Annotated in this window: 18 protein-coding genes and 1 pseudogene; 11 read left to right on the top strand and 8 right to left on the bottom strand. The window is 67.2% G+C overall.

Annotation, left to right across the window (positions count from 1 at the left end; translation table 11 throughout):
- Window positions 1–144 precede the first annotated feature (144 nt).
- The 4 genes from ACFU8W_RS00845 to ACFU8W_RS00830 are packed head-to-tail and all read left to right on the top strand — an operon-like array spanning window position 145 to window position 5,278.
- Window positions 145–1,392 carry an ABC transporter substrate-binding protein gene (locus ACFU8W_RS00845; protein WP_384030993.1) on the top strand — a complete coding sequence of 416 codons (1,248 nt, stop codon included), beginning with the start codon at window positions 145–147 and terminating at the stop codon, window positions 1,390–1,392.
- A complete protein-coding gene (locus tag ACFU8W_RS00840; protein ID WP_384030991.1) occupies window positions 1,371–2,324 on the top strand; it encodes a carbohydrate ABC transporter permease in 954 nt (317 codons plus the stop codon). Before ACFU8W_RS00845 ends, ACFU8W_RS00840 begins: the two co-directional genes overlap by 22 nt.
- 6 nt (window positions 2,325–2,330) lie before the next feature.
- Window positions 2,331–3,245: a carbohydrate ABC transporter permease gene (locus ACFU8W_RS00835; RefSeq protein WP_384030989.1), complete on the top strand. Its 915-nt coding sequence runs from the start codon at window positions 2,331–2,333 to the stop codon at window positions 3,243–3,245.
- 41 nt (window positions 3,246–3,286) lie between these two features.
- Window positions 3,287–5,278, top strand: coding sequence for a right-handed parallel beta-helix repeat-containing protein (locus tag ACFU8W_RS00830; protein ID WP_384030987.1), 1,992 nt, complete (start codon window positions 3,287–3,289; stop codon window positions 5,276–5,278).
- A 70-nt stretch (window positions 5,279–5,348) separates the two neighbouring features.
- Here the strand turns inward: ACFU8W_RS00830 and ACFU8W_RS00825 are convergent, their stop codons facing one another.
- The 3 genes from ACFU8W_RS00825 to ACFU8W_RS00815 all read right to left on the bottom strand — a co-directional run bounded on the left by ACFU8W_RS00825 (window position 5,349) and on the right by ACFU8W_RS00815 (window position 8,161).
- Complete coding sequence (locus ACFU8W_RS00825; RefSeq protein ID WP_384030985.1) at window positions 5,349–6,080, bottom strand: GntR family transcriptional regulator; 732 nt, start codon at window positions 6,078–6,080, stop codon at window positions 5,349–5,351.
- A 107-nt stretch (window positions 6,081–6,187) separates the two neighbouring features.
- Complete coding sequence (locus tag ACFU8W_RS00820; RefSeq protein ID WP_384030983.1) at window positions 6,188–7,174, bottom strand: acetylxylan esterase; 987 nt, start codon at window positions 7,172–7,174, stop codon at window positions 6,188–6,190.
- Window positions 7,175–7,270: 96 nt separating this feature from the next.
- Window positions 7,271–8,161 (bottom strand): amidohydrolase family protein, encoded by an 891-nt coding sequence (locus ACFU8W_RS00815; protein WP_384030981.1) that lies wholly within the window; start codon window positions 8,159–8,161, stop codon window positions 7,271–7,273.
- A gap of 92 nt (window positions 8,162–8,253) precedes the next feature.
- Here ACFU8W_RS00815 and ACFU8W_RS00810 point away from each other — a divergent pair, with 92 nt between their 5' ends.
- Both ACFU8W_RS00810 and ACFU8W_RS00805 read left to right on the top strand, forming a co-directional pair.
- Window positions 8,254–10,152: a hypothetical protein gene (locus tag ACFU8W_RS00810; RefSeq protein WP_384030979.1), complete on the top strand. Its 1,899-nt coding sequence runs from the start codon at window positions 8,254–8,256 to the stop codon at window positions 10,150–10,152.
- Entirely contained in the window at window positions 10,149–11,084 is a 936-nt protein-coding gene (locus ACFU8W_RS00805; protein ID WP_384030977.1) for an aldo/keto reductase, read from the top strand. The genes ACFU8W_RS00810 and ACFU8W_RS00805 overlap by 4 nt, the downstream gene beginning before the upstream one ends.
- A gap of 460 nt (window positions 11,085–11,544) precedes the next feature.
- Here the strand turns inward: ACFU8W_RS00805 and ACFU8W_RS00800 are convergent, their stop codons facing one another.
- Entirely contained in the window at window positions 11,545–11,973 is a 429-nt protein-coding gene (locus ACFU8W_RS00800; RefSeq protein ID WP_384030975.1) for a DUF6281 family protein, read from the bottom strand.
- Between the two features lie 276 nt (window positions 11,974–12,249).
- Window positions 12,250–12,760, bottom strand: a pseudogene (locus ACFU8W_RS00795) (flavodoxin family protein).
- 123 nt (window positions 12,761–12,883) lie between these two features.
- Here ACFU8W_RS00795 and ACFU8W_RS00790 point away from each other — a divergent pair.
- Window positions 12,884–13,588, top strand: a complete 705-nt coding sequence (locus tag ACFU8W_RS00790) for a YoaK family protein (RefSeq protein WP_345515760.1) — start codon at window positions 12,884–12,886, stop codon at window positions 13,586–13,588.
- Window positions 13,589–13,660: 72 nt separating this feature from the next.
- Here ACFU8W_RS00790 and ACFU8W_RS00785 read toward each other — a convergent pair whose 3' ends face one another.
- Together ACFU8W_RS00785 and ACFU8W_RS00780 are read right to left on the bottom strand one after the other, a co-directional pair.
- Window positions 13,661–14,752 carry a hypothetical protein gene (locus tag ACFU8W_RS00785; protein WP_384030973.1) on the bottom strand — a complete coding sequence of 364 codons (1,092 nt, stop codon included), beginning with the start codon at window positions 14,750–14,752 and terminating at the stop codon, window positions 13,661–13,663.
- A 1,252-nt stretch (window positions 14,753–16,004) separates the two neighbouring features.
- Window positions 16,005–16,343 carry a hypothetical protein gene (locus tag ACFU8W_RS00780; RefSeq protein ID WP_384030971.1) on the bottom strand — a complete coding sequence of 113 codons (339 nt, stop codon included), beginning with the start codon at window positions 16,341–16,343 and terminating at the stop codon, window positions 16,005–16,007.
- 1,319 nt (window positions 16,344–17,662) lie between these two features.
- Here ACFU8W_RS00780 and ACFU8W_RS00775 point away from each other — a divergent pair.
- On the top strand, window positions 17,663–18,574 hold the full coding sequence (locus ACFU8W_RS00775) for a glyoxalase (RefSeq protein ID WP_384030969.1): 912 nt from the start codon (window positions 17,663–17,665) through the stop codon (window positions 18,572–18,574).
- A 10-nt stretch (window positions 18,575–18,584) separates the two neighbouring features.
- Here the strand turns inward: ACFU8W_RS00775 and ACFU8W_RS00770 are convergent, their stop codons facing one another.
- Window positions 18,585–20,093 (bottom strand): GAF domain-containing protein, encoded by a 1,509-nt coding sequence (locus tag ACFU8W_RS00770; RefSeq protein WP_384030968.1) that lies wholly within the window; start codon window positions 20,091–20,093, stop codon window positions 18,585–18,587.
- A 438-nt stretch (window positions 20,094–20,531) separates the two neighbouring features.
- Between ACFU8W_RS00770 and ACFU8W_RS00765 the strand changes: the two genes are divergently transcribed.
- From ACFU8W_RS00765 to ACFU8W_RS00755, 3 genes are all read left to right on the top strand, one after another.
- Window positions 20,532–22,436, top strand: a complete 1,905-nt coding sequence (locus ACFU8W_RS00765) for an amidohydrolase (RefSeq protein WP_384030966.1) — start codon at window positions 20,532–20,534, stop codon at window positions 22,434–22,436.
- A 78-nt stretch (window positions 22,437–22,514) separates the two neighbouring features.
- Complete coding sequence (locus ACFU8W_RS00760) at window positions 22,515–23,177, top strand: hydrolase (protein WP_384030964.1); 663 nt, start codon at window positions 22,515–22,517, stop codon at window positions 23,175–23,177.
- A gap of 110 nt (window positions 23,178–23,287) precedes the next feature.
- Window positions 23,288–24,871 carry an MFS transporter gene (locus ACFU8W_RS00755; RefSeq protein WP_384030962.1) on the top strand — a complete coding sequence of 528 codons (1,584 nt, stop codon included), beginning with the start codon at window positions 23,288–23,290 and terminating at the stop codon, window positions 24,869–24,871.
- Window positions 24,872–24,926 lie beyond the last annotated feature (55 nt).

The raw sequence follows: 24,926 nt of genomic DNA, 5'->3' as shown, positions 1-24,926 counted from the left end.
TAGGCGATTATTGTGAGCGCCTACCGGGACCCGACCGCACCGTTCGGACGCGGCACCCCTTCCCCTTCTTCCCGAACTCGAACGAACGCCTGCACTTGCACGTCAGCTATCGATTATTCACGACTATGCAATGGAGCGTGTCCGATGAGAACCATGTGGCACCGAGCCTCCGCACTCGCCGTGGCTCCGCTCGTGATGGCATCCGCCGTCGCCTGCGGGGGAAGCGGGTCCGACGGGGCCGCGGAGGGTACGACTCTCCGCATCATCGTCAACATCTCGCCGAACCTGACGGAGCAGTACTGGAAAGGCCTCTTCGCGAAGTACGAGAAGAGCCATCCCGGCGTGAAGGTGAAGCTGGAGCTGACGGGGACGATCTCGGCCGACGCCAAGCTCACTCAGGACCTCGCCGCCGGCGACCCGCCCGACATCGCCCAGCAGATCATCCCGGCCCCCGACACGGCCAAGCTCTTCGCCGACCTGTCCGACCAGGCCTGGACGAAGGACACACCGCTGGTCGACCAGTACGCCGTCAGCGGCAAGACGTACATGGTCGGCGTGGGCGAGCAGATCCAGTCGCTGGTCTTCTACAACAAGGCGGCCTTCGCGAAGGCCGGCGTGGACGCGTCGAAGATCCAGACGCTGGATCAGTTCACTGCCGCCATGAGCAGTCTGAAGTCCGCGGGCTACAAGCCGCTGCAGACCGCGGGCCAGTGGGTGACGGGCGGGCAGTTCTCGATGATGGCTGACGCCGGTGTGCTCACCGAGAACCCGCAGTGGATCAAGCAGCGCAACGACGGCAAGGTCTCCTTCGCCGACAGCGGCTATGTGCCGTACCTGAAGCGCTACGGGCAGTGGATCGACAAGGGGTACCTCGAGAAGAGCGCGCTGGGGCTGACGTACGCCGACGGGCAGACGGCCTTCCTCAACGGCAAGTCGGCGATGTACATGATGGGTTCCTTCTTCGTGCCTGCGGCGGACGCGGCGAAGAAGAGCGACGAGATCGGTGTCTTCACGATGCCGACCGACGGCGCCTACCCGTCCGGCCAGTTCGGCAACGTCTCGAACCCCTACACGGTGGTCAACCAGTCGCACCACAAGGCCGAGGCGATCGAATTCGTGAAGTGGCTGGTCACCGACAAGGAGGCGATCAAGAGCCAGCTCGCCGCTGACGGCAATCTGCGCACGGGCTTCAGCTACCCGGTGTCCAGCCTCGGCACCGCGGTGCAGAAGATCCTCGACAAGACGCCGTCGGTGCTCGTGAAGTCCGGTGAGAACCAGCCGATCGCCGGGTTCAGCGACGAGCTCAACAAGCAGATCCAGTCCCTGTACACGGGCACCTCCGCGAAGGATGCCGCGGGCGGATTGGACAAGTGGTGGAACTCGCAGAACTGACGCCGCCGGGGCGGCGTTCCGTCGCCGCCCCGGCGGCCCCCGGCTCCGGCCGCAGGCGGGCCCGCTTCCGCGAGGCGGCCGTCACGTTCGGCATGATGGGCCCGGCCGTGCTCCTGTACACGGTGCTGACGATCGTGCCCGTGGGCGTGGCGATCTACCTCAGCTTCACGGACTGGGACGGCTTCTCCACCGCGAAGCTCATCGGGTGGGAGAACTACAAGCATCTCTTCGACGACCCGAGTTCGACGGACGCCTGGTACGTGACCGCGCTGATCGCCTTGCTCGGCACCGCCCTGATGATCGGCGCGGGCCTGGTGTACGCACTGATCCTCAAGGGCCGGTCGCGTACGAACTCGTTCTTCCGCGCCGTCGCCTACTTCCCGCACGTGATCAGCGCGTTGATCCTCGGCTATCTGTGGGCCGCGATCCTCGGCACGAACGGTGCGGTCAACAACACCCTCGCCAAGTTCGGCATGGAGCCGATCGGCTTTCTCTTCGACGAAAAGTTCGCGCTGTACACGCTGATCGGTGTCATCGTGTGGGCCGGATTCGGCTTCAACGTCGTCCTGTTCGTGGCCGCCCTGCAGACCGTCCCGGCGGAGCTCCTGGAGGCCGCGGCAATCGACGGCGCCAGCAGGCGGCAGATCAATCTGCGCATCGTGATCCCGTTGATCGCGCCCGTGGTCACCGTGGCGACCGTACTGAACCTGGTCGGCCTGCTGAGGGCGTACGACATCGTGGTCAGCCTCACCGGCGGCGGTCCGGCCGGCTCGACACAGACCTTCACCTATCTCATTCTCGCCCGGTCCTTCGAGGGCACCAAGGTCGGTTACGCAACGGCCCAGGCGGTCTTCCTGATGGTCGTCTCCGCCGTGCTCGCCCTCGTCGTGACCGCGCTGCGCAACCGCCAGGACCAAGCTGCGACCGGTTAGGAGCCGATGGTGGTCGTCACTGAACCAAAGGTCCACGACAGACCGCGGACCGCACCGGTTTCCGCCCCGGAGGTCTCTCTGACGGAACAGCGGGAGTCCCGCTCGCCGCTTCGCTGGGTGCTCCTCGGCCTGCTGTCCGTCGTCATGATCGTGCCGGTGTACCTGCTCGTCGTGAACGCCTTCAAGTCACAGCAGGACATCCTCGACAGCCCGTTCTCGATCCCCCTGAGCGGTCTGACCTTCGAGCACATGTCCGCCGCCATCAGCAATCCGCAGTACAACGTCATCGGCGGCTACGGCTTCACGCTGTTCCTCGTCGTCACCGTGGACGTACTGTGCATCGCGCTGGCGGGACCGGCGGCGTACGCGATCGCGCGCAGCCTCAAGAAGCGGACACAGCTGGTGCTGCTGTACTTCCTGGCCGGCACGTTCATCCCCGGCGCAGCCGTGATCATCCCGGTGATCTACGTACTGCGCGAGGTCGGTCTCGCCAACACCGTGACCGGTCTGGTCGCGCACGACGTGGCCTCGACGCTGCCGGTCAGCATCTTCCTGTTCGTGGGCTTCATCCGCACGATCCCGGTGGACATCGACCATGCGGCGACAATCGACGGCGCGGGCCGCTACCGGACGTTCTGGACCATCATCTTCCCGCTGATGCGTCCGGCGGTCGTCACCGTCCTGATCCTCAACTCCATCGGGATCTGGAACGACTTCATCTCGCCCCAGATCCTGCTCAGCCCGTCGTCCGGTCGCTACACGGTGACGACGGCGATCTACGCGGGCATCAGCCAGTACTCCACCGATCTGACGAAGGTGTTCCCCAACCTTCTGCTCGCCGTCGCGCCCGTGATCATCTTCTTCATCTACATGCAGCGCCACATCATCAGCGGTCTGACGGTGGGCGCGGTGAAGGGATGAGCGGGCGGATCGTTCCCCTCCAGAGAAGAAAGGACCATCCAGTGTCGAGGAGATGGTGGCCACGCCCCGGTAAGGGGTCGTGGTCCGCAGCCGCCCTGCTCGCTTCGCTGTCCGTGGTGGCGGCCGCCGTTCCGGCCACCGCGTACCCGCACAAGCCCCGGGCGGGCGCGGTCTATTACGTCGCTCCGTCGGGCCGGGACTCCAACAAGGGCACCACCACGGGTCAGGCATTCCAGCACATCCAGCGGTGTGCCGACGTCATGGAGCCCGGAGACACCTGTCTGATCCAGTCCGGTACGTACGCCGAGACCGTCGCGCCGGCCCGGTCGGGCACCGCCGCGCTGCCGATCACCTACCGGGCGGCGCCAGGGGCGAAGGTGACGCTGAGCGGGACCGCGCCGGTGCGCGGCTTCTCACCCGTCACCGGCGCGGACGTCACGGAGATCGCCAAAAGTGATCCGTACGCCCAGAACTCGGCGTTCAGCGACGCCGTGGCGGCCGGACACGTCTACAGCACCTCCGTCGACCTGGGCTCCGACGTGACGACCGTGCAGGTCTTCACCGACAAGAAGGCGGGCGTCGAGGCGCAATGGCCCTACCCGGGGCTCGACCTGCTCGACCCCACGCTGCAGTACGCGGGTGCGGGGAGCGCGGAGGCGACGATCGCGGACGAGGCCCTGACTCGGCCCGCCGGGTACTGGGACGGCGCGCGGGCCCTGACCGGCTACTGGTACGTCTCGGCGACCGGCACGGTGAAGAGCTCCACCATCGGCTCGGTGACGCTCGACGTGGCGCCCCCGTGCGTGCACAAGGTCGTACCGAAGGAGACGCGGTACGCCCTCGCCGGAAAGATCGGTGAACTCTCCCGCCCCGGCGAGTGGTTCTACGACCCGGCCGCCAAGCGTCTGTACCTCTACAGCGAGGACAGCCCCGCCGCGCACACCATCGAGGCGAAGACCCGGGCGCTGGCCTTCGACCTGACGGCCGCGAGCCACACCACGGTGACGGGCGTCGGACTGTTCGCCTCCACCATCAGGACGGGCCCGACCAGCACGGGCGTGACGCTGGACGGGATCAACGGTACGTATCTGTCGCACTACACCGACATCACGCGCGGCGCGACGGACTGCGGCAGCACGGTGACGCGCGGCGTCGGCGACACGGGCATCGTCCTCGACGGAACGTACAACAAAATCGTGAACAGTAATCTGTCGCTGAGCGCGGGCAACGGCATCGCACTGCGCGGACAGAACAACACCGCCACGGACAACGTGATCCACGATGTCGACTACATGGGGACGTACGCGGCGGGCGTCGCCGTACAGGGCAACAGCCAGACGGTCACGCACAACACGATCAGCCGGGTCGGCCGAAGCGGCATCAACCTCCAGTGGAACACCGTGGAGGGCCTCACCCCGGGCAAGGACCTGATCGCGTACAACGACATCTCGGGGTACGCCCGCCTCAGCCTCGACGTCGCCGCGATCTACACCTGCTGCAGCGCCTCCATGATGGGGACGTCCATCGATCACAATGTGCTGCACGATCCGGAGCCGGCCACGACGCTCACCACGTTCGGGATCTCGGGTGTCTACGCCGACAACGGGCAGAGCGACCTGGTGATCGCGAACAACGTGGGCTGGGGCAACCGGGAGGGCACGGTGATGCTCAACGGTCTGGGCACCGGCTCGCACAACAACGGTGTGTACAACAACACCGGCGGAATGACGCTGTTCTACGTCAAGGAGCCGGGGCAGTCGACCGGCACAGAGATCTACAACAACATCGGCACCATTCGCGGTCTGACCGGTGCCACCGACGGCGGGCTCGTACTCTCGAACAATCTGCCCGCCGAAACCGATCCGCTCTTCGTCGACGCGGCCGGGCACGACTACCGGCTGACCGCCGACTCTCCTGCGCGCAACCAGGCGATCGCGCTGCCGGGCATCAATGACGGCTCGACGGATGCGACGCCCAGCCTCGGCGCCTACCAGTACGGGGCACCCAAGTGGACAGCGGGCGCACGCCGTTAGCCACGACCGCCTCCCCGCAAGAAGGCCCGAGCCGGATGTCCGGCTCGGGCCTGTGGCTCCGGGGTGGTGCTCACTTCTTGGCTGCGGCCTTGCGCGGCTTCCTCTTCACCTCGCGCGCGTCCGGGACCGGTCCGCGGCCGGCCGCGTGGTCGGCGAACGCCGCGGCCGCGAGCTCGGCGTCCCCGGACCGCAACAGTCCGACGAGACGGCCGTGCTCCTCGGCCATGGCGCTCCAGTCCCCCTCGAAGAGGGGGTCGGAGATGGCCCGCAGGGTCCGCAGGCTCGGCTCGATGACCTCCCACATCCGGGCCAGGAACGGATTGCCCGCGATCTGGCTGACCACGGTGTGGAACTCGATGTCGGCGTCGCGGAACAGGCTCACATCATTCGCGGCAACGGCGTCCCGCATCCGCTCGACCAGCGCGTCGAGCTCGCGGAGGTTGTCGTCGGTGAGGTGTTCGGTGGCGAGCTGCGCGGCGAGTCGCTCCAGCGGTTCGCGTACCTGTCGGGCGTACTCGGCGTCCTGCGCGGAGATCTCGACGACGAAGTGGCCGCGGCGCGGGACGTGCATGAGCAGGCCCTCACGGGCCAGGCGCTTGACCGCTTCCCGCACCGGGGCCTGGCTCACCCCCAGACGCCGGGCGATCTCCGACTCGACCACGCGCTCGTTCGGTGCGAGATCGCCGTCGACGACGGCCTGGCGGAGCAGCTCGTAGACCTGGTCGGAGATCAGGGTCTTGCGGAACCGGTCCTTGTTGGTGGCCAGCGTGGAGACGAATCCAGCCGACGCATTCGATGCCATGAATTCCCAATCCTGCGATGGGGCGAGCCAGCTGTGTCATGGTACGCGCTCATCGTCTATCGATGGAATCTCGGTGGGTGCGCAGGAGGAAAGGATCCCGAAAAATATCAGGCCGCGCCGTTCAGCTGCTTGGCCAGCCATTCCAATTTCACGACCTCGTGGGTGGGGCCGCCGCCTTCGTGATCATTGAACGGATAGGCGCGTATGTGCTTGTCGGCCTGGTCCACCTCGCCTTCGGCGCCGTAGTGGTTGAACGCCGCGTACCCCGTCGAGGGCGGGCAGATGCGGTCCATGAGTCCGACCGAGAACAGCGTCGGCGCATTCGCCCTGCGGGCCAGGCTGACGCCGTCAAAGTACGCCATCGTGCGGGCGACCGTGCCCGCGTGCGCCCTGTGCAGCTTCACGAACTGCGTGACCTCGGCGTACGGCGGCTTGTCGGTGATCGTGGTGGCGCGCGGGAAGTGGCACAGGAACGGCACATCCGGCATGACGGCGACGAGGTCGGGGACCAGGCCCGCCGCGGCCAGCGCGACGCCGCCGCCTTGGCTGGTGCCGGTGACCGCGACGCGCGTGGGGTCGACCGCGGGGTGAGTGCGTACGGCGGCGACGGCGCGTACGGCGTCGGTGTACAGGCGGCGGTAGAAGTAGCGCCGCGGGTCGAGCACGCCGCGGGTCAGGAAGCCGGGCGAGGCGATGTCGCCGGAGGCCGGATCGGGATCGGGTGTCTCGGCGCCCTGCCCCCGGGTGTCCATCACGAAGTGCGCGTAGCCGGCGCATGCCCACAGCCGCTTCTCGTGCGGAGCCCCGCGTCCGCTGCCGTATCCCAGGTACTCCACGACCGCGGGCAGCGGTCCGGTGCGGGTGACGGGCAGTTGCAGCCAGCCGCGTACGGGGTGCCCGCCGTATCCGGCGAACGTCACGTCGTACGTGTCGATCGTGGCAAGCCCGTTGTGGACCGGTTCGAACGTCGCGGTTGGAGCGAAGTCCCCCTGTTCACTGAGGGTTTCGCGCCAGAACGCGTCGAAGTCGTCGGGCTCGTCCAGAGCCGGGCGATATCGCTCCAGCTCTTCCAGGGGCAGATCGAACAACGCCATGTCGCATCTCCGCGGAGGTCGGGGCCGGTTGGGCCCGGGCAGTTTTCATCGCCTATCGATCATCGAAGGAATCGAATCAGGGTGCTTCGACGAGTGTCAACCACGCAGTCCGTACACCCGGACGGCGTTGGTGTGCAGGGCCCGCTCGCGCTCGTCGTCCGAGAGCCGGTCGAGACCTCGGCAGGACAGCTCCAGGGAGTCGGCGCGGCTGCCGCGGGGCAGACAGATCGGCCAGTCGGAGCCGATGAGGCATCGGTCGGGACCGAGCGCGCCCACCACGTGCCTGACCAACTCCGCAGTCCGTTCGGGCGGTACGCCGTGCTGCTGGGTGAGCAGGCCGGAGATCTTGACGACCACGTTCGGCACCGAGGCGGCCCGCTCCAGGTCCCGGTACCACTCCCCCGGGTCCGTGCGGAGGTTCGGCGGGTTGCCGAGATGGTCGACGACCACGGTGAGCCCGGGGTGCCGGGTGGCCGCCTCGGCCGCCGCCCGCAGCGCCCCGGAGCCCAGATTGAGCTCCAACACCAGCCCGGCCGCAGCGAGTTCGGGCACCAGCACATGGGCGGCCTCCGGGGTGTCCGCCCAGCTCGCACCGCCCAGGCGCATGCCGTTCGGGCGGCTGTCGCCCAGATCGCGCAGCAGGGCGCGGAAGCGCCGGGGGCCGCCGTCGCCGTGGACGTGCAGGTTTCCCACGTACCCCGCGACAAGGTCGGGCCGGCTCATCCGCCATGCGCGCAGGGCAAGTGTCTCGCCGGCGTCGCCGCGGGACGCCTCGACCAGGATCGCCCCGGTCACGGCCGCATCCGGCCTCGAGGCACCCAGGTCGTCGATGCGAAACGCCCTGTGATGGACGCTTCCCGGGCGGATCCATGGGAATCCCGACGCCGGGTCCCACAGGTGCACATGGCAGTCGATCACGGTCGGGATCCTCCTGAGGTGCCGTTCCCGAGTATTGACAGGCTGGCTCGCGCCGGTGAGTCTAACCATCGGCTATCGATGGGCGATTGCGAGGGGCGGATGTTCTTGATGTCCAGGGACCAACGGACCAACGGCTCGAGCATGGGTGAAGGGGTGGGTCGATGACGGCCGTCACCGTGCCCGGTCCCCTGCTCCGGGCGACCCGCAGCATCGCCGATATGCCCCGCTGGGCCACGCTCCAGCGGGAGTTGCTCACCTACCAGGACAAAGCCTGGCGGCTCTTCGCGGACCGCTACACCGAGGGCGACGGCCGCCTCGTCTTCCGGGACACGCTCGGCGTGGGCCCGGACGGCCGCGACGGCGTGGACGACTTCTACGAGCCGTTCTTCAACTGGCCCACGCTGTACGTCCTCGGTGGCAGCGCGGATCTCCTGGCGGCCGCACGGCGGCACTGGAGCGGCGTGTCCGCGCAGCTCACCGAGATGGGCATGCTCCGGGGCGGGTTGGAGCGCGGCTACGACTGGTTCCACCAGGGCGAGGGCCTGCTGCTCTTCTACGGCCTGTGCCTGGCCGACCCCGGCGACCCCCAACTGCGCGAACTGGCCCGCCGTTGCGCCGACTTCTATCTGCCCGGCGGGCCGAACTACGACCCCGAACACCGGGTCGTGCGCGCACCGCACAACGGATCGGAGGGGCCGCGCCCGGGATTCAGCGACGAAGAGCCGTACTTCCCGTGGAGCCTCGCCCTGCGCCCGTACGGGCTGCCGCTCGACGCTATGGACGACGTCACGTCCTTCGACCAGCTCGCGGCCGACCCCGAGCGCGCCCGCTCCTACGGCCGTGCGATGTGGGACCGGATGGGCCGTGGTGACACGATCGTCAATCTGGCCGCGACGGGACTGGCCACGAACGCCTTTCTCCTCAGCGGTGAGCAGCGCTACGCGGACTGGGTGGCCGAGTACGTCGGCGTTTGGCGCGAACGGCTCGACGGACACGATGTCGTCCCCGACAATGCGGGCCTGAGCGGTACGGTCGGCGAGTACCTGGGCGGCCGGTGGTACGGCGCACACTACGGCTGGTCCTGGCCGCACGGCCTCTCCCCCGTAGGCAGCGCCACCCTCGTCGGAGCCTCGAACGCGGCCCTGCTGACCGGCGACGCGGCCTACCTCGACCTGGCCCGCAACCCGCTCGATGCCGTACTGCGCCAGGGCGAGCAGCGCGGCGCCGACGGCCGGGGCACCCTGGGCGAGCGCTGGGATCCGCATCTGCGCGCGATGGGCGCCGACCGGACGCTGATGGTCCCGCAGCGGCACAACGACTCCGGCTGGTTCGACTTCACCGTGATGCCGGGCCAACTGCCTTTGTCCCTGTGGCACTTCAGCCGCGAGAATCGGGATCAGGAGCGCATCGAGCGGCTGCGGGCGGGCGCGAACTGGGACTGGACGACGGTGCACACCCAGCGCATCAAGGACGAGGCCGGGCACGAGGAGCCGTGGTACGAGTTCCTGCAGGGCCGAAACCCGGGCTTCCCCGAGCGCATGCTGCGCAGCGCCCTCGACTCCTGCGCCGAACGCGTCGCGGCCATCGAGAAAGACCCGGTGAACCCGGCCATCGGCCCCGGCATTCTCGACATCCACCACTGGCAGGACCTCAACCCCGTCGTCACGGAGGCGCTGTTGCAGCTGACCACCGGTTCCCCTCAGGTCCTCTACAACGGGGGCCTCGCCCATATGCATCTGCGCTACTACGACGCCGCCGGGCAGCGGCCGGGACTTCCCGCGGACGTCGCGGCGCTCGTCTCCGACATCCGTCCCGACCGCACCGTCGTGGAACTGGTCAACCTCGGTGGCACCGCGCGCTCGCTGGTGGTGCAGGCGGGCTCGTTCGCCGAACACGTCGTGCACACCGCGCAGGTCGACGACGGTCCCGTACAGGACGTGGGCGGCCCGTACTGCCGCGTGGAACTGTCCGGAGGCACACAGGTGCGGCTGACCTTGACGATGACCCTGCGCGGCGGTCGGCCCACCTGCGACGCCCCGGTCTGGGAGGTGTCGCGATGACCGGCCGACTGCCCTTCGAAATGCCCCGCCTGGGCCTCGGAACCGCACCGCTGGGCGGCCTGTTCGAGGAGGTGACCGAGGCGGACGCGGCGGCCACGCTGGAGGCCGCGGCCCACGAGGGGATCACGTACTTCGACACGGCACCGCGCTACGGGCACGGTCAGGCCGAGGACAGGCTCGGCCGCCTTCTTGCACCGGCGGGCGTCACGGCGCCGCTGATCTCCACGAAGACGGGCTGGCTGCTGCGGCCGCGGCCCGACGGCTCGCCCGGCGAGGTCGTCACGGACTGGACGGAGTCCGGTATCCGCACGTCCCTGGAGTCGAGCCTGGACCGCCTGGGCCGGTCGTCGGTCGACATTCTCTATCTGCACGACGCGGACGACTTCCCGGAGGAGGTCCGGCGCACGGCCTACCCAACGCTGCGCCGACTGCGGGACGAAGGACTGGTACGGGCGATCGGGTTCGGCATGAACCACAGTGCGCCGCTCGCCGCGTACGTGGCGGAGTTCGAGGTGGACGTCGTCCTCATCGCGGGCCGGCTCTCACTTCTGGACCACGACGCGCTCGGGACGCTGTTGCCGCTGTGCGCGAAGACCGGCACCTCGGTCGTCGTCGGCGGGGTCTTCAACACCGGTCTCCTCGCCGACCCCTCCCCCGGCGCAATGTTCAACTACCGCCCCGTTCCCGAGCAGACCCTGGCCCGCGCGCGGCGATGCCGGGAACTGTGTGCGGAGTACGGAGTGCCGCTCGCCGCGGCAGCGATCCAGTTCCCGTCCCTGCATCCGGCCGTCGGGTCGGTTGTCGTCGGCTGCCGGTCGGCCGCCGAGGTCACGGCGAACGCGGCGGCGTCGCGTCTCCCCGTCCCGGACGCACTGTGGCGGCGGCTGGCCGAAGCGGGCTTCGTACCGCCGGAGTTGGTGCCCGCCCAATAGAGCTTGGTCGGGGCGGCTGTGGTGGTGCGTGTCCTCCTGGTCCGGTGTGGCGTTGGGAGTGTGCGGCTTTGGGCGAGATTGCTGTGGTGCATGGTGAGTTGGAGGCGTGAGTGGCGGAAGTGTTCGAACCGTTCGCGCGCAATGGCCGGCGCCGCTGGGGGCAGGTCTACCTGCGAGGGCTGCTTACCGACGGCAGCGTAAGTCGCTCCACCTTGACGCCCTGAACCACGCCCGCTCCACGGTGTGTGGGTCGACGGCGGACGGGATGGAAGCTAGTGCCGGGACCGGCAATGTTTGCCCCATGAGGAGCGTCGTCCGGTGCGTGCGATCGCAAGGCGGCCGGAAGCCCTCGTAGCGGAGCTACTAGGGCTTTTGGCCAACGCGGCGAGCGTGCGTGCTGGGCGGCGCGACGGGGCAAAGCTTGCCGGGAGGGGCACTAGGGAGAGTGGTGGGTTGAGGACTATGCCTTACGGATCAGGGCCTCGACCTCCGGAGGCAGGCTGCCATCGGGCCTCTGGACGGCGACCAGCGTGACGTCGTCCGGGGTGCTCCCCACCGCGATGGCGCTACGTGGATCCACGCCGTCGACAGCGTAAGCCGTGGTCGGTTCGGGCAGTTCCGGATCGCCGTCGTTCGGTGTGTCATTGCAGGGCGGGAACTCGGCGGTGCCGAGTGTGTTGCCTACGGTGAAGTCGATGTGCCCGGACACGTCCGTATAGGTACGGCCCTCGTACGTGGCTATGAACGCGCATGACCCGTCGGCCTGGCCCTCCGTCGTACAGGCGGCCGTCAGCACAACCCCGACCATGACGATCACCGAGGACAACGGCAGCAACCGCGACCGCGCCGACCTGTCGGCGTCACGTGGGAGTGAAAGTGCGACCCGCATCAGTGGTCCTCCTTCCGGAGCGTGCGCGCTCCGTCTCACCGGGTACCGCGAAAACCCATGGGGAGCTCGGGCCCCATGCACGTCTCCCGATCGATTCATAACCTTGACGGAGCGGGGAGCGAAGGCGTTCCCTCCACTTTCGGCGACTCGCCCTTCCCTCGAGTCCCCGGCAACCGCTTCGACATCACCTGTGCCGACAAGGGCCCGGGCCGCGTCGACACTCACATAGGCGGCCGGGAGCGGATGGCCCGTAGCACGGCCGGTGTGGAGTGTGGGTCAGCTGGCGAGCCCTGCCTTGAGGGCGGCGGCAAGCTGGACGACACGCTCGGCCTGATGGCGGGCGGAATTGCGGGTCTCGTCACCGACGGATACCACCGAAGTGGTGGATGGAGTGGTAGAACGCGAGGAGCGTGGACTCCTGGCCACCGTGAGCGGTGGCGCGGGTGGCGTAGCGGCTGTAGACCTTGTTGGGGAGCTTGCCCTGTGCCCACAGCCCGCCGAGAGCGTGGATGAACTGCTTGAGCTGCGAGGAGATGTTGCCGAAGCGGGTGGGGGAGCCGAAGATCACAGCGTCGGTCCACTCGACATTGGCCGGAGTGACCACCGTGATGCCGGCGCTGGCCGCGGCATGAGCTGCCCAGGCCTCGTTGGAGGCGATGGCGGCCTCAGGGGCCAGCTTCGCTGCCTTGAGCAAGCGCACCTCTGCGCCGGCCTTCTCTGCGGCGCTGCTGATCTCCTTGGCGATCTCGGCGCTGAAGCCGGTCGAGGAGTAGGAGGGGAGTTGTATCGCGGAGGCAACCCGCCGGACCGCCAGTGGCGGCCTCGACGATGGAGGGGGCTGACACCTTGACCGGCCTCCATGACGGCCGGTCCTGGGCGCATCACATCGCTTTCCCGAAGGTGGCTCACCGTGAACGGTACGAACCCAGACCGTCGCCTCGACGTAGAACGCAGTCCTGCTCACCCGACCCGGCTGCTCGCCATTCTCATCGTTCTCACGATGGTGACGGGGCTCGTGGACGCGGTCAGCTATCTCGGGCTCGGCCATGTCTTCACTGCGAACATGACCGGGAACGTGGTGATCATCGCATTCGCGTTGGCGGGAGCGCCGGGCTTCTCAGTGTCCGCGTCAGTAATCTCCCTCGCCGCGTTCGTCGTCGGAGCCGTGGCGGCTGGCCGCCTGGAACTGGCACTGCGCCATCGTCCGCGCCACTACTGGCTGCGAGCCTCCCTTGTGATTGAGGCGGCGCTGCTGGGGGTGGCCACGGCTGTGGCATTCGCCGCCCCGTCCGGGATCAGGTACTCCGTGATCGCCCTGACCGCAGCAGCTATGGGGATGCGCAACGGCACGGTGCGCAAGCTGGCCGTTCCAGACATGACAACGACGGTTCTGACCTTGACCGTCACCGGTCTCGCTTTCGATTCCTCCCTTGCCGGCGGCACCAATCCACGCGCCCTACGGCGCATCGTTGCGGTGGTGGCGATGCTCGCAGGTGCGCTGCTGGGGGGCTGGCTCGTCCTGCATCATGGCCTGGGCTGGCCGCTGCTGGTCAGTGCCGTAAGCGTGGGGAGCACCGCTGTCGCCTTGCGACCCGTTCCTGATGCAGACAAATAGCTGTACCGAGAGGTTCGACCGGCGTGCTGCAGTAGAGACCCTCCGCGAAGAACCCGCCTGCATCCATCGCTGTCAACAGGCGACGTTCGGCTTGCGGTCGACGGGAGTGACGGGTGTGATGTCCTCCTTGGATGTGCGCCGCGGGCCAGACCAGGGGGCGGGGACAGCGTCCAGGAGATAAGCGAAGCGGTATGCGAGGTCCTCGTAGTTGACACGCCAGCCGCTGAAGTGCGGCCATGCCTGCTCCGGGGCGCGTTCGACGGCGTAGCCGTGGGCGGTGACATGGGCGACGGCCCCGGCGAACTCCTCATACGTGAGCCGGATGGGAGTATCGGGGGAAGGGTCTGGTTCGAATGGCAGGCGCCAGACCGCGGCGATGTTCCGCAAGCAGACGAAGCCGGTCCGCACTACCAGACGGGCATCGGCCTGCGGGTGGCTGGGATTGAGGGCGAGTTGCATGGCTGCGGCATCCATGACGGCCAGCAACGAGATCAGCCAGTTGTCGTTGGCCCTCGGTGAGCGGAAGCGGCTGAGCACCACGTAGCTGGTGTGACTTTCACTGACCTCAGCCGACCAGCGCTCCCAGTTGCGGAACAGATCCGTGATGCTGTCGGTCAGCCCGATCTGTGCATAGCGGGCCAGGAGCTCCGGCCCCCAGGCTGGACTGCCGGCCCGAGCCTGCAGCGTCGTCACTTCGGCCTCGCGGCGGGAGTAGGCGCTGTACAAAGCGGGCAAGTAGCCGATCTGGAGGCCGATGATGATGGGCCCGGTCGCAGCTGCGCAAAGGTCGAGCAGCGTCAGCTCAACGCTACGGCTGCTGGCGAAGCCGAGCGTGAAAAGCGCTACGCCCGTCTCCCGCAGCGCGTCCATTGCATGGAATCCGCTGACGGCTGTCTGAAGCATTGAATAGCCCAGCCAGGCGCCGGCCAGCCATCCGACCAAGTGGAACAGAATGGACACGGCCGCCACTGGAGCCAGCACACGATCCTTGGTCTCGAACCTGTGGCACTGGTCCGCAACGAACTGGAACGGTACCTGCACCGTCTTGTGCAGCAGCCGTGTGAAGACGGACCGGGTCGGCCGGGGGATCAGCAATGTGCGCAGCACCGATGAGAACGTCCCCAGGACGACCAGCGCACCGATGACGCCGATCAGGACGCGCAAAAGAGCCTCCCGCGATAGTGGGGCCGTGGCGACTTGCAACCCTACTCGTGATGGTCTTTCGCACGCGTGATGCAGAGAGTCCTGTGCTGCGCAATTCGGGTGATCGGTGCGGCAGGAAGCCGTTGCCTTTCCAAGCGTGACCGCTGTGTTTCTGCTGTTCAGGCATAGTCCGGGTCTCGTGCGGCAGTGATGGCATGTCGTGTTGTCTCCTCGATGGAGGTGCCAGGTGCCGTCGGTGATGGGGTTGCTGAAGGAGCGGGAGCGTGCGGCCCGACAGCGGGTGGAAGTTCTGCAACCTGAACTTCGGAAGGCCGAGGCCGCGTGGGAGCGGTTCGTGATTGCCCGTGAGACGGTCGGGCAGGTCCTCGCGGAGCCGCGCGACCACGAGCACGCGCCGGTGGCCGCGCCTGATCAAACGTCACCTGAAGATAACCACCCCGTTCCTGCCGTTCATCCCTCTCCTTCCGTTGTGCCCCCTCTCGCCGTGATAGCCGTCTTTCCCTTGCCACCCCGGCGCGCCTGTCGCGCCCGTAGGGCCCGGCGGACCGGAGGGGCCAGACGGGCCGGGCGGGCCGGGCGGGCCCTGCCGGATACCGTTCCCCTGGAGGGCGATGCGTCGTGCTTGAAGTTCGTCGATCTGCTGCTGGTGGTCGACGAGCACAGCTGTCTGCGCGACGAGCGTGACGGTCAGCGCTGCGCCGAGCACATGGCGGCGCCGCGGGCTACGCAACGCCTCTTTCACACTTCTCACATCATTCCTCACGTTATGTGGCGGCAAAGAGTACAGAGCAAGGACGCAGCAAAGGCGGACCTCCATGTCGAGCGTCCTTCCTGGGGCGACCGGACACCCGACTTCTGCCAATCACCGCGCGGAGGCGCTGAAGTGCATCACCGGCGAAGCGCAGGCGGGCAAGTGGAACCATATTCACCTGATCCAGGCGCAACTTCGGTGCGCCAGGGGCTCGAGCCGGCCGATGCCGCCCCGCCTCCGATCAGGCGGAGAAGCCCAAGATGCGTCACGGGCTTCGGCGTCTGCTTTCAGGCCACAACCGTCATGAACGCGACGAACCGGGAACAGCCCTCGACGGCCCGCTGACGATCCCGCGCCGGGCCACCGGTCCGTCCGGCACTCTCAGCGGCGTTGCAGCCCGTCCGGATGCTGTACGCAATTCCGATGGCACCTATCCGGCCCGCGCAAGGGTGGAACACCCTCCAGCGCACGACGGAGGAGCCGGCCAGCGCGGCCGAGGGTCTAGCTCGACGCTGGCGCCGGCGCCGGCGGGGCAACAGCGTCCTTCCCGTCCTTCCCGTTCGCACCGTCCTTGCCGTCCTTCCCGTTCGTGCCGTCCTTCCCGTTCGCGCCGTCCTTGCCTGGCGGGCCGATAGGGCCGGCGGGACCAGTGGGGCCAGGGGGGCCGGACGGTCCGGCAGGGCCAGGCTCAAGGCTCTCCTGGACGTCGACGGGCTGCATCTGCAGGTCGTCGATCTGCATTTGCTGGGCGATGAGCAGAGCTGACTGCACGACAAGCGCGACGGTCAGCACCGAGCCGAGCACGAGGGGACGCCGCGGACTGCGCAGCGCTTCAATCACGCCTCTCACATTATTCCTCACGCTATGTGATGGCGAAATCGTAAAGGACAAGGAGGTGGCGGAAGTGGACCTGCGCGTCGAGTCTCTATCCCGGTGCGGCCTCGAACGCCATACTTCTGCCGAATCACTGCGACGAAGGCGCTGAAGCAGTCACCGGCGAAGCGTGAGCGAGCGCCTGGCGCCACCCAAGGCCCCGAGCGCGAGGCGGCGCCGGGGCGACCCGTCTCATGACCGCGCGCCCTCTACGGGGCACTGCTCCGGACTGCCCGGCCCCGCGATGTTCGCGGCAAAAGCGGCCACCGGGACGGCGTGCCCCTCGCCTGGCCAAAGGCCCTGGCCGCCGTCCTTGCCGCGGCCAGTACGACCTCACGTGTTGCCGAGGACAAGACGACGGCGCGGTCGACCGCCGTCGACACTCCCGGCCAAGGCGAGCACCTCCTCAGCGCGACGTCGGCCGCAACCGGATCACCGATCAGGGAACGCACCCGGGCAAGAGCGGCGAGCGCCCCCGATCCGGGTCTCCGTGTCGCCCGCCACGGCAACTTGTGGGCAACGCGCCGGGCATACCGGGTCGTCTCCTCCAACTCCCCACACAGCAGGCCGCGTATGGCCGACGGCGTCCCGCAGGTCTTCCTGGGTCAGTCCGCGGGCGCCCTCCAGCGCTTGGCCGGCGTTGCGCAGCAGGACCGGCCGGGCCCATGCCCGTCGGCGTGCCGAGCCCGATTCGGCGAGGACTGTCTCGGCAGCCTCGGCCGCTTCCGCCAGCTGTCCGGCGTCGCATGCGCACTCCGCCGTGGCCAGCAGCCAGTCTGCCCCGTCCGCTTGCCGCGCGCCGCCCGTGCGGCGTGCAGCAAGCGGCGAGCCAGGCCAATTCGCAAGCAGCTGTGCACGGACTCCGGCGCGGACACCAGTGTGCGGGCGGTGTCCTCGTCCTCGTGTGGGTAGGCGTACGCGAGATGGCAGGCCCGTTCGAAGGCTCGGTGATCGCGCGGGCCAGCAGCGCGTACGTCTGCCGACGGCCGCTCTCCGGTGCGACGGCCGGGAGCTGTGCCGATGCGCCTGTTTTCCTAGATCGCGGCTGTCGTAGGCGAGCTCTCCCCATCGAACCCGGAGTCGTAGATCATTTGAAGTCCTGTCGCTCCGAAATGCGCCACAATGAAGATCTCTTTACTCTAAGCGGGTATGTGACTCCGCTACGCAGTCACAGGAGCTCTCTGCACGATCCGGCAGTGACCTGTCCGGACCGAGAACATCCCCGACAGCCGCTTCGACTCGGAGGAGTCCTCATGAGGAGTCGTGTTCTCGCCATTCTTCCGCCCTTGGCAGCTGCATCCGTCCTGCTGGCCGTTTACGCGGTCCCGACCTCGACGAACGCCCCGGAAAAGACTGCCTCCAGCAGTTCCTCCATAGCCGTCGGCCCTCAGTACGACACGACCCACGTGTACATCGAGCCCGGCAAGATGCCCGCGTTCGCCGCCAGTTGGAAAGCCACCTTCGGCGGAACGAGCACCGCCGTGTCGGTCACCGACGTCACCCCCACCCCCAGCCAGACCAAGTCCCAACTGATCTTCTCGCCCGTCGGCACCCTCTCGGTCTTCGACTTTCAAACGCCGATACCCTACCCATTCGGGTCGGAGCGTACCGGCTGGCTGCTCACGAACATGGCAGCCGGAATCCGGCAGGCACAGGCCAGCGGGGCCCATGTCATCGTGTCCCCCTTCCCCGACCCCGTCGGCCGGGATGCGGTCATCCAGTTCCCCGGTGGAATCAACACCCAGGTGTACTGGCACACAACGGCACCCGCGTACAAGGCGCTGAAGACCATCCCGGAGAACCGGGTGTATGTGCCGGCCGACGCGGTGAGCGCGTTTCTGCGCTCCTATCTGAAGTTCAGCAGCGGGTCAGTTCTGTCGGACAGCCCGAAGGCGGACGCGGGCGAGATCGGCCTGCCCGGGAAGACGTACCGCAAAATCCGCCTGACGTCCCCCTTCGGGAGGACCGTCATCATGGTGACCGACGGTCATCTGCCTTACCCGTTCGGGCGCGAGGTCACCGGATACGAGGTGTCGAGCCTGTCGAGCACCCTGACCAAGGCCAAGGCCGCCGGTGCCACGGTGCTGTGGGGGCCTCACTCCGCGTCAGGCCGCAACAGCGCCATCGTGAAGTTCCCCGGTGGCTACATCGCCGAGATCCACGACGTACAGCAGACTTCTCACGCCGGTCAGAAGTGAGCCGTGGACGTCACGTCTCCAGTTCCATCCACACCGTTTTTCCCAGCCCGTTGGGAGCGGTGCCCCAGGCCGAGGCAAGCTCACCGACGATGACCATGCCTCGGCCGTGCTCCGCCCGGGCCATCTCCTCCGGAGAAACGGAGATGGCTGAGGGAACAGGCGGGTGCGGATCGGAGTCCCGCACTTCAACGCGAAGGCGACCCCCGTACAAGGACAGCCGCATGTCGACAGCGCTTCGGACGTCATGTCCCTCCACGTCACCGACCACCACGCCGGTCTTACCCGTCCCCAGATCCATCACGTCGTACCAGTCGCCTCCGACTCCGGAGTCGGGCGCCGCGGGAAGGTACCGGGCAGAGACGACCACGCTCGGCAGGGCGGGGAGGGTACGCGGAAGGAGTGATCTCTGCACGCTCTCGGCCAGCGCATGCTGTTTTTCGCAAATGAAGACACGCTCCAGTGCCGAACCCAACTGGTCGGCCATGAGCATCAGAACGGTTTTCTCGGCGTCCGTGAAGCGCCGCGAATTATCGAAACTGAGGCAACACGCGCCTACTGTTTTCCCTCCGCCTCTCAAAGGTAGCAGCGCCCACGCATGGTAACCGTCGTCGGGTGCCTCCGGATACGCCATGAACAGCTGTGACCGGTCATGGAAGAACATTGCATTTCCTTGCAAAACCGCGGCCAGAGGCGTGTTGTCCTTCAGACTGGATCCGTGGACTCTCTTGATGAACTCCGAGGGGAGACCTCGGTGACCGCTCACCCATGTGCGCCCGTCGTTCGCGGTACTGAGCATGACTGCCTGACCGCGAAAAACCACAGCGAGGTGCTCGTACGCCTGCGTGACCACGTCATCGACGGTTATCGCACGGTTCAAGGAGTGGGCCAGGTTGAGCTGATAGGTAAACGTCATGCCGGTCGAACCGGGTATTTCCTGAATTCCCCACGCAGATACCGAGGGCTGCGTTGCCGATGACTTCCCGTACAGGGGGACCAAGCTCGGGCGGACATCGGGAACGACGGGGGTACCCCGCTCCGCCAACTGCGACAGGTCGCGCGCCAACCGCATCGCCCGACTTCCGAGCCAGACACGCTCCGCATGATCCGATTTGATCTTCTTCTGGCTCGCGAGTCGCATCACGGTAAACATCCCGAACCGGCGGCCCTGGTAGGAGAGGGGAGCTGCAGTCACGCGCCAGGAAAAAGGCCAGAACTCAGGTCCGGCATGATCTCCGGGAGAAACAGGAATGTCAAAAACGGCACCATCTTCCAGATTCGCCCGCGTAGGTCCGGTGTAACACTCAGGAACGGCGAAGACTGTCGGTGATGTTCCTCCGATCATCGCAGCACGCCCGTCGTCGTCCCCTTTGAGGAGATAAACCGCCGAAGCTTCGACAGCGAGTGCGCATACGGCATCGTGTACAGCGGAATACATCAGCCCGGTTAGTTCCGAATTTTCCGCCTGCTCCGGGGCGTCGGGCAACCGATCACCCCGACTGTCACGATCGGAGATGGACATGGAGAATTCCCTGCTCTATGGGTGACATGCCGGACCGGGAGGTCGATGGCCACTCTCCGTCTGCCAGCCTACGCCGACCGTTTCACGCCAGCAGCACCATGGGGTTCTTCCGCCGCAACCGTGGTTGCCTGCATGGCAGGCCGGCCGGCCCGAGATGCCTGGACAGTTGAATGCGGCTAGCCTCTCAAATGGCGACATGACAAGGATCTCTTCTCGTCTTCTTGGTGTCAGCTCCGAGGTTTTGGGGCCGTCGCGCACGCGCTCACAGGATGGCCCAGCAGCAAACGAGGCTCCTGGTGAAACCGTGCAGCAGTCAACCCGCCCCTGACGGAGTGTTCCGAGGCTGCTCAGTGTGGGCTCCCGCCCGCCCGGCCAGCACCGCGTCCGGCAGTACGGGGCTGACCGCACCGGCAGTCACGTGGCCCATGGAGTGTCCACATGATCAATACAATGCCAGTAGACGGCATCACCGTTGCCTCGCACGTGCAGGAGCCGGCCGAACTGGTCATCCGCAACGGGCGTATTCACACGGGAGACGCAGCCCGGCCCAGCGCTGCCGCCCTGGCCGTACGTGGCGGACGCATCGTCTCCATCGGTGACGATGCGAGTATCGCCCCCCTCGTGGGGCCAAACACCCGCATCATCGACGCGCTCAACCGACGTGTCATTCCAGGACTCAACGACTCCCACCTGCACGTGATCCGCGGCGGTCTGAACTACCTTCTGGAGTTGCGCTGGGACGGTGTCCCCTCACTGCGCACCGCCTTGTGGATGCTGCGCGAGCAAGCTGCACGTACCCCCATGGGCCAGTGGGTGCGTGTGGTAGGTGGCTGGACAGGGGAGCAGTTCGCCGAGCGACGCCTGCCCACGGTATCGGAGCTGAACGCCGCAGCACCTGACACTCCTGTCTTCGTGCTGCACCTCTACCAGTCCGCGATTCTCAATCGTGCCGCGGTAAGGGCAGTCGGGTTCACCAAGGACAGTGTCGCTCCCCCCGGCGGCCAGATCGTCCGGGACCACTCGGGAGAACCCACCGGTCTCCTGCTCGCAACTCCTGCGGCCGGCCTGCTCTATGCCACTTTGGCCAAAGGCCCCAAACTGTCGGACGCGGAACAGATCGGTTCCACCAGGCACTTCCTGCACGAGCTCAACCGGCTCGGCCTAACGAGCGCGATCGACGCCGGCGGCGGCTTCCAGAACTTCCCTGAGAACTACGGGGCGGTCATGAAGCTCGCCGAACAGGGTCTGCTGACCATGCGCATCGCCTACCACCTCTTCCCGCAGACTGCCGGACAGGAACTGGACGACCTGCGACGGTGGATCGGCATGGTACGGCCCGGCGACGGCGATGAGTGGCTGCGTCTGAACGGAGCGGGGGAAAACCTGGCCTGGTCGCCCGCCGACTACGAGAACTTCACCGAGCCGCGGCCACTGCGGCCGGAGCACGCGGACAGCGAACTGGAGGCAGCACTACGCCTGCTGCTCGACAACGGCTGGGGGTTCCGCCTGCACGCCACCTACGGGGAGACCATCGACGCCAACCTCGACGTGTTCGACAAGATCGCGGCCGACACCGGTTTCCCGCGTGGTGTTCCCTGGTTCTTCGACCACGCCGAAACCGTCTCCGAGGCGGGTCTGAGCCGCATCGCGGCCATGGGGGGCGCCCTTTCCATCCAGAACCGGATGATGTTCCAGGGCAGTGCATTCCGCGAGCGGTACGGAGCCGCCCAAGCCTCGGATACCCCGCCGATCCGCAAGATGCTCAACCAGGGCCTCACGGTCGCCGCCGGCACCGACGCCACCAGAGTCTCCAGCTACAACCCCTGGCTCTCCCTCGAGTGGCTCGTGCGTGGGCGCTCCATCGGCGGCCAGCTCCTGGCATCTGCCGAAAACAGGGTCGACAGGGAAACCGCCCTGCGGATGTATACCGCCGCCGGAGCCGAACTCAGCGGCGAGAGCGACGTCAAGGGCATCCTCAAGGAGGGCTACTACGCCGACTTGACAGTCCTGTCGGCGGACTACTTCACCGTCCCGGAAGACGACATCTCCCACATCGAGTCGCTGCTCACCGTTGTCGGCGGACATGTCGTCCACGCGGCAGGCGAGTTCGAAGGACTCGCTCCGGCACTGCCCGAGGCAGCACCGTCCTGGAGCCCTGTCGGCCACTACGGCGGGTATCACAGCACGATGTTCCCCACCCCGCCCTCCGGAGTGCGGCAGGCCCAGGCACTGGTCGAGGCCGTGGCTGAATCCGAGGAACACCGCCAGTGGCGCATCGTCCAGGGGTTCGCCCCTGACGATGCCGCCGCATACGAAATCTTCGACGCCTGCTTCGTTCTGTGACCTGCCGCAGAACAAACCCGTCAACGGGCTGTCGGCACCAGAGCATCGAGCACCAACAACGATTGAAAGGCAGAGACCATGGTGAACGTTCAGGACGCGAAGGCTGACCCTGCCGCGCAGCTCCTCACCCCGCAGGACAGCGTGGTGGTGTTTGTCGATCACCAGCCACAGATGTTCTTCGGCACCACCAGCACCGATCGCGCCAAGATCATCAACGCCGCCGTGGCTCTCGCCAAGTCCGCCAAGATCTTCGACGTGCCTGTCGTGCTGACCACCGTTGCCTCCAAGACTTTCTCCGGCCCCCTGCTCCAACCCCTCGCGGAACAGTTCCCCGGCACCGAGCACATCGACCGGAGCACCATGAACTGCTGGGAGGACGAGCGGGTGGTCGACGCGGTCAAGGCCACTGGACGGCCCAAGATCGTCATGGCAGGTTTGTGGACCGAGGTGTGCATCTCGCTCGCCTCTCTGTCCGCAGCCGACCAGGGCTACCAGGTGTTCGTTCCCACCGATGCCTGCGGCGGAGTGTCGGTAGAGGCGCACGACAACGCCATCCTGCGCATGACGCAGCACGGCATCATCCCCACGACCTGGCTCACTACCCTCCTTGAGTGGCAGCGCGACTGGGGACGCACCGAGACCTACGAGCCGGTCATGGGCGTCGTCGTGGAGCACGCCGGGGCCTACGGGCAGGGAGTCGCCTACGCCCACGCCATGCTCGGCGGCCACAGCCCGGGCTGAACCCCACGACGCCGGCTGATGGCACACCACTCCAGGGGCGGCTGCGGATGACTCCACCTGCAAACGGCGATACCGCGGTCTCGGGCCGGCCGCCTACCCCGCCTTCCGGCATGGAATCGCCCTGGGCACCGTTGCGCCTGCGGGTGTTCCGGACACTGTGGCTGGCCCAGTTCGTCTCCAATGTGGGCAGCTGGATGCAGACGGTCGGCGCCCAGTGGCTGATCACCCAGCAGTCCGGGTCGGCAGGGCTGGTCGCTCTCGTGCAGACGGCCGCGAGCCTGCCGGTGCTCCTGCTGGGTATTCCCGCTGGCGCCCTGGCCGACATCGTCGACCGCCGCAGGCTTCTGGTTTGCGCCCAGGTCCTCATGCTCACGGCCTCCGGGCTGCTCGCCGTTCTGACGGCGCTGGGTCTGATGAATTCCTCCGGTGTCCTGGCTCTGACCTTCGTGCTGGGCTGCGGCACGGCTTTGATGAATCCGGCATGGCAGGCCATCCAGCCTGACCTCGTGGCCACGCGCGACCAGATTCCGGCCGCCGCCGCTCTCGGCGGTGTGAACATGAATGTCGCCCGTGCGGTCGGCCCTGCTCTCGGCGGCCTTGTCGTGGCGCTGGCCGGCACGGCCACAGTCTTCGCCGTCAACGCCGCATCTTTCCTCGTCACCCTGACCGCGCTGTCCACCTGGCGCCCTCCTGCGGCCACCAGCCACCTGGCCGCCGAGCGGATGCTCCCCGCGATCAGGGCAGGCTACCGCTACGTTCGCCACGCGCCGCGCATCCGCAGGACCCTCGGCAGATCACTGCTGTACGTCCCTTGCGCGGCCGCGTTGTGGGCGCTATTGCCCGTCGCCGCCAATCAGCAGCTGGGCCTGGGGGTCGGCGGGTACGGCCTGCTGCTCGCGGCGGTGGGGGCAGGAGCAGTCCTGGGGGCTGTGCTGCTGCCGAAAGTGCGTCGCCACTGGTCGAGCAATGTGACGTTGGCAGCCGGGGGTGTCCTGCTCGCGATGACGCTCGTCGTACTCGCTGTGGTGAGGATTGCCTGGGTCGTCGGCGTGGTCTTGATGTTCTCCGGCCTCGCCTGGGTCGGCGTCCTGTCGATCCTCAACGCCCAGATGCAGGTCACAGCCCCCGAGTGGGTGCGCGCGCGATCCCTGGCCGTCTATCTGACGATTTTCCAGGGCGGCTTGGCGATCGGTGCCGCGGTGTGGGGCGGACTCGCCGACGGGATCGGCCTGAGGGGAGCTCTGCTGGTGGCGGCGACAGTGTTGGTGATCAGTTCCCTGGCCGGGCTGTACCTCTCCCTGCCCGACACCGCTCTGGACCGATCGCCCTCAATGCACTGGCCGACTCCCGTGATGATCTTGGAGCCCTCGGCGTCGACCGGGCCGGTTCTCGTCACGGTCGAGTACCGCGTTCCAGCCGACCGTGCCGATGCCTTCACCGACGCGATGGGAGATGTGGGCCGCTCCCGGCTGCGCACCGGCGCACTGCATTGGGATCTGTTCCGTGACGGCTCGCAACCGGACACATATCTGGAGGTCTTCGAGGTGGCCTCATGGGAGGAACATGAGCGGCAGCACGGTGGCCGGCTCACCGGATACGACCGGTCGGTCGAGGAGAAGGCCAGATCACTGGTGGATCCCGAGCACCCTTTCAAGGTCTCCCACTACCTTCCAGCACGCCCGGACAGCCGTTGAACCAGCGGCACAGGAGCCCCGCTCCAGGTCATCGTGGGACGGCAGCGTCCCCATG

This window comes from Streptomyces sp. NPDC057565 (assembly GCF_042801455.1).
Taxonomy (GTDB): Bacteria; Actinomycetota; Actinomycetes; order Streptomycetales; family Streptomycetaceae; genus Streptomyces; species Streptomyces yanii.
This window is presented reverse-complemented; position numbering and strand designations above follow the sequence as displayed.

Excerpts from the sequence above, each read along its gene's own strand:
- ACFU8W_RS00800 (WP_384030975.1), bottom strand. The coding sequence starts at position 11,973 with ATGCGGGTCGCACTTTCACTCCCACGTGACGCCGACAGGTCGGCGCGG.
- ACFU8W_RS00845 (WP_384030993.1), top strand. The coding sequence starts at position 145 with ATGAGAACCATGTGGCACCGAGCCTCCGCACTCGCCGTGGCTCCGCTC.
- ACFU8W_RS00815 (WP_384030981.1), bottom strand. The coding sequence starts at position 8,161 with ATGGTTAGACTCACCGGCGCGAGCCAGCCTGTCAATACTCGGGAACGG.
- ACFU8W_RS00770 (WP_384030968.1), bottom strand. The coding sequence starts at position 20,093 with ATGTCCATCTCCGATCGTGACAGTCGGGGTGATCGGTTGCCCGACGCC.
- ACFU8W_RS00805 (WP_384030977.1), top strand. The coding sequence starts at position 10,149 with ATGACCGGCCGACTGCCCTTCGAAATGCCCCGCCTGGGCCTCGGAACC.
- ACFU8W_RS00765 (WP_384030966.1), top strand. The coding sequence starts at position 20,532 with ATGATCAATACAATGCCAGTAGACGGCATCACCGTTGCCTCGCACGTG.
- ACFU8W_RS00810 (WP_384030979.1), top strand. The coding sequence starts at position 8,254 with ATGACGGCCGTCACCGTGCCCGGTCCCCTGCTCCGGGCGACCCGCAGC.
- ACFU8W_RS00760 (WP_384030964.1), top strand. The coding sequence starts at position 22,515 with ATGGTGAACGTTCAGGACGCGAAGGCTGACCCTGCCGCGCAGCTCCTC.
- ACFU8W_RS00820 (WP_384030983.1), bottom strand. The coding sequence starts at position 7,174 with ATGGCGTTGTTCGATCTGCCCCTGGAAGAGCTGGAGCGATATCGCCCG.
- ACFU8W_RS00825 (WP_384030985.1), bottom strand. The coding sequence starts at position 6,080 with ATGGCATCGAATGCGTCGGCTGGATTCGTCTCCACGCTGGCCACCAAC.
- ACFU8W_RS00755 (WP_384030962.1), top strand. The coding sequence starts at position 23,288 with ATGGAATCGCCCTGGGCACCGTTGCGCCTGCGGGTGTTCCGGACACTG.
- ACFU8W_RS00835 (WP_384030989.1), top strand. The coding sequence starts at position 2,331 with ATGGTGGTCGTCACTGAACCAAAGGTCCACGACAGACCGCGGACCGCA.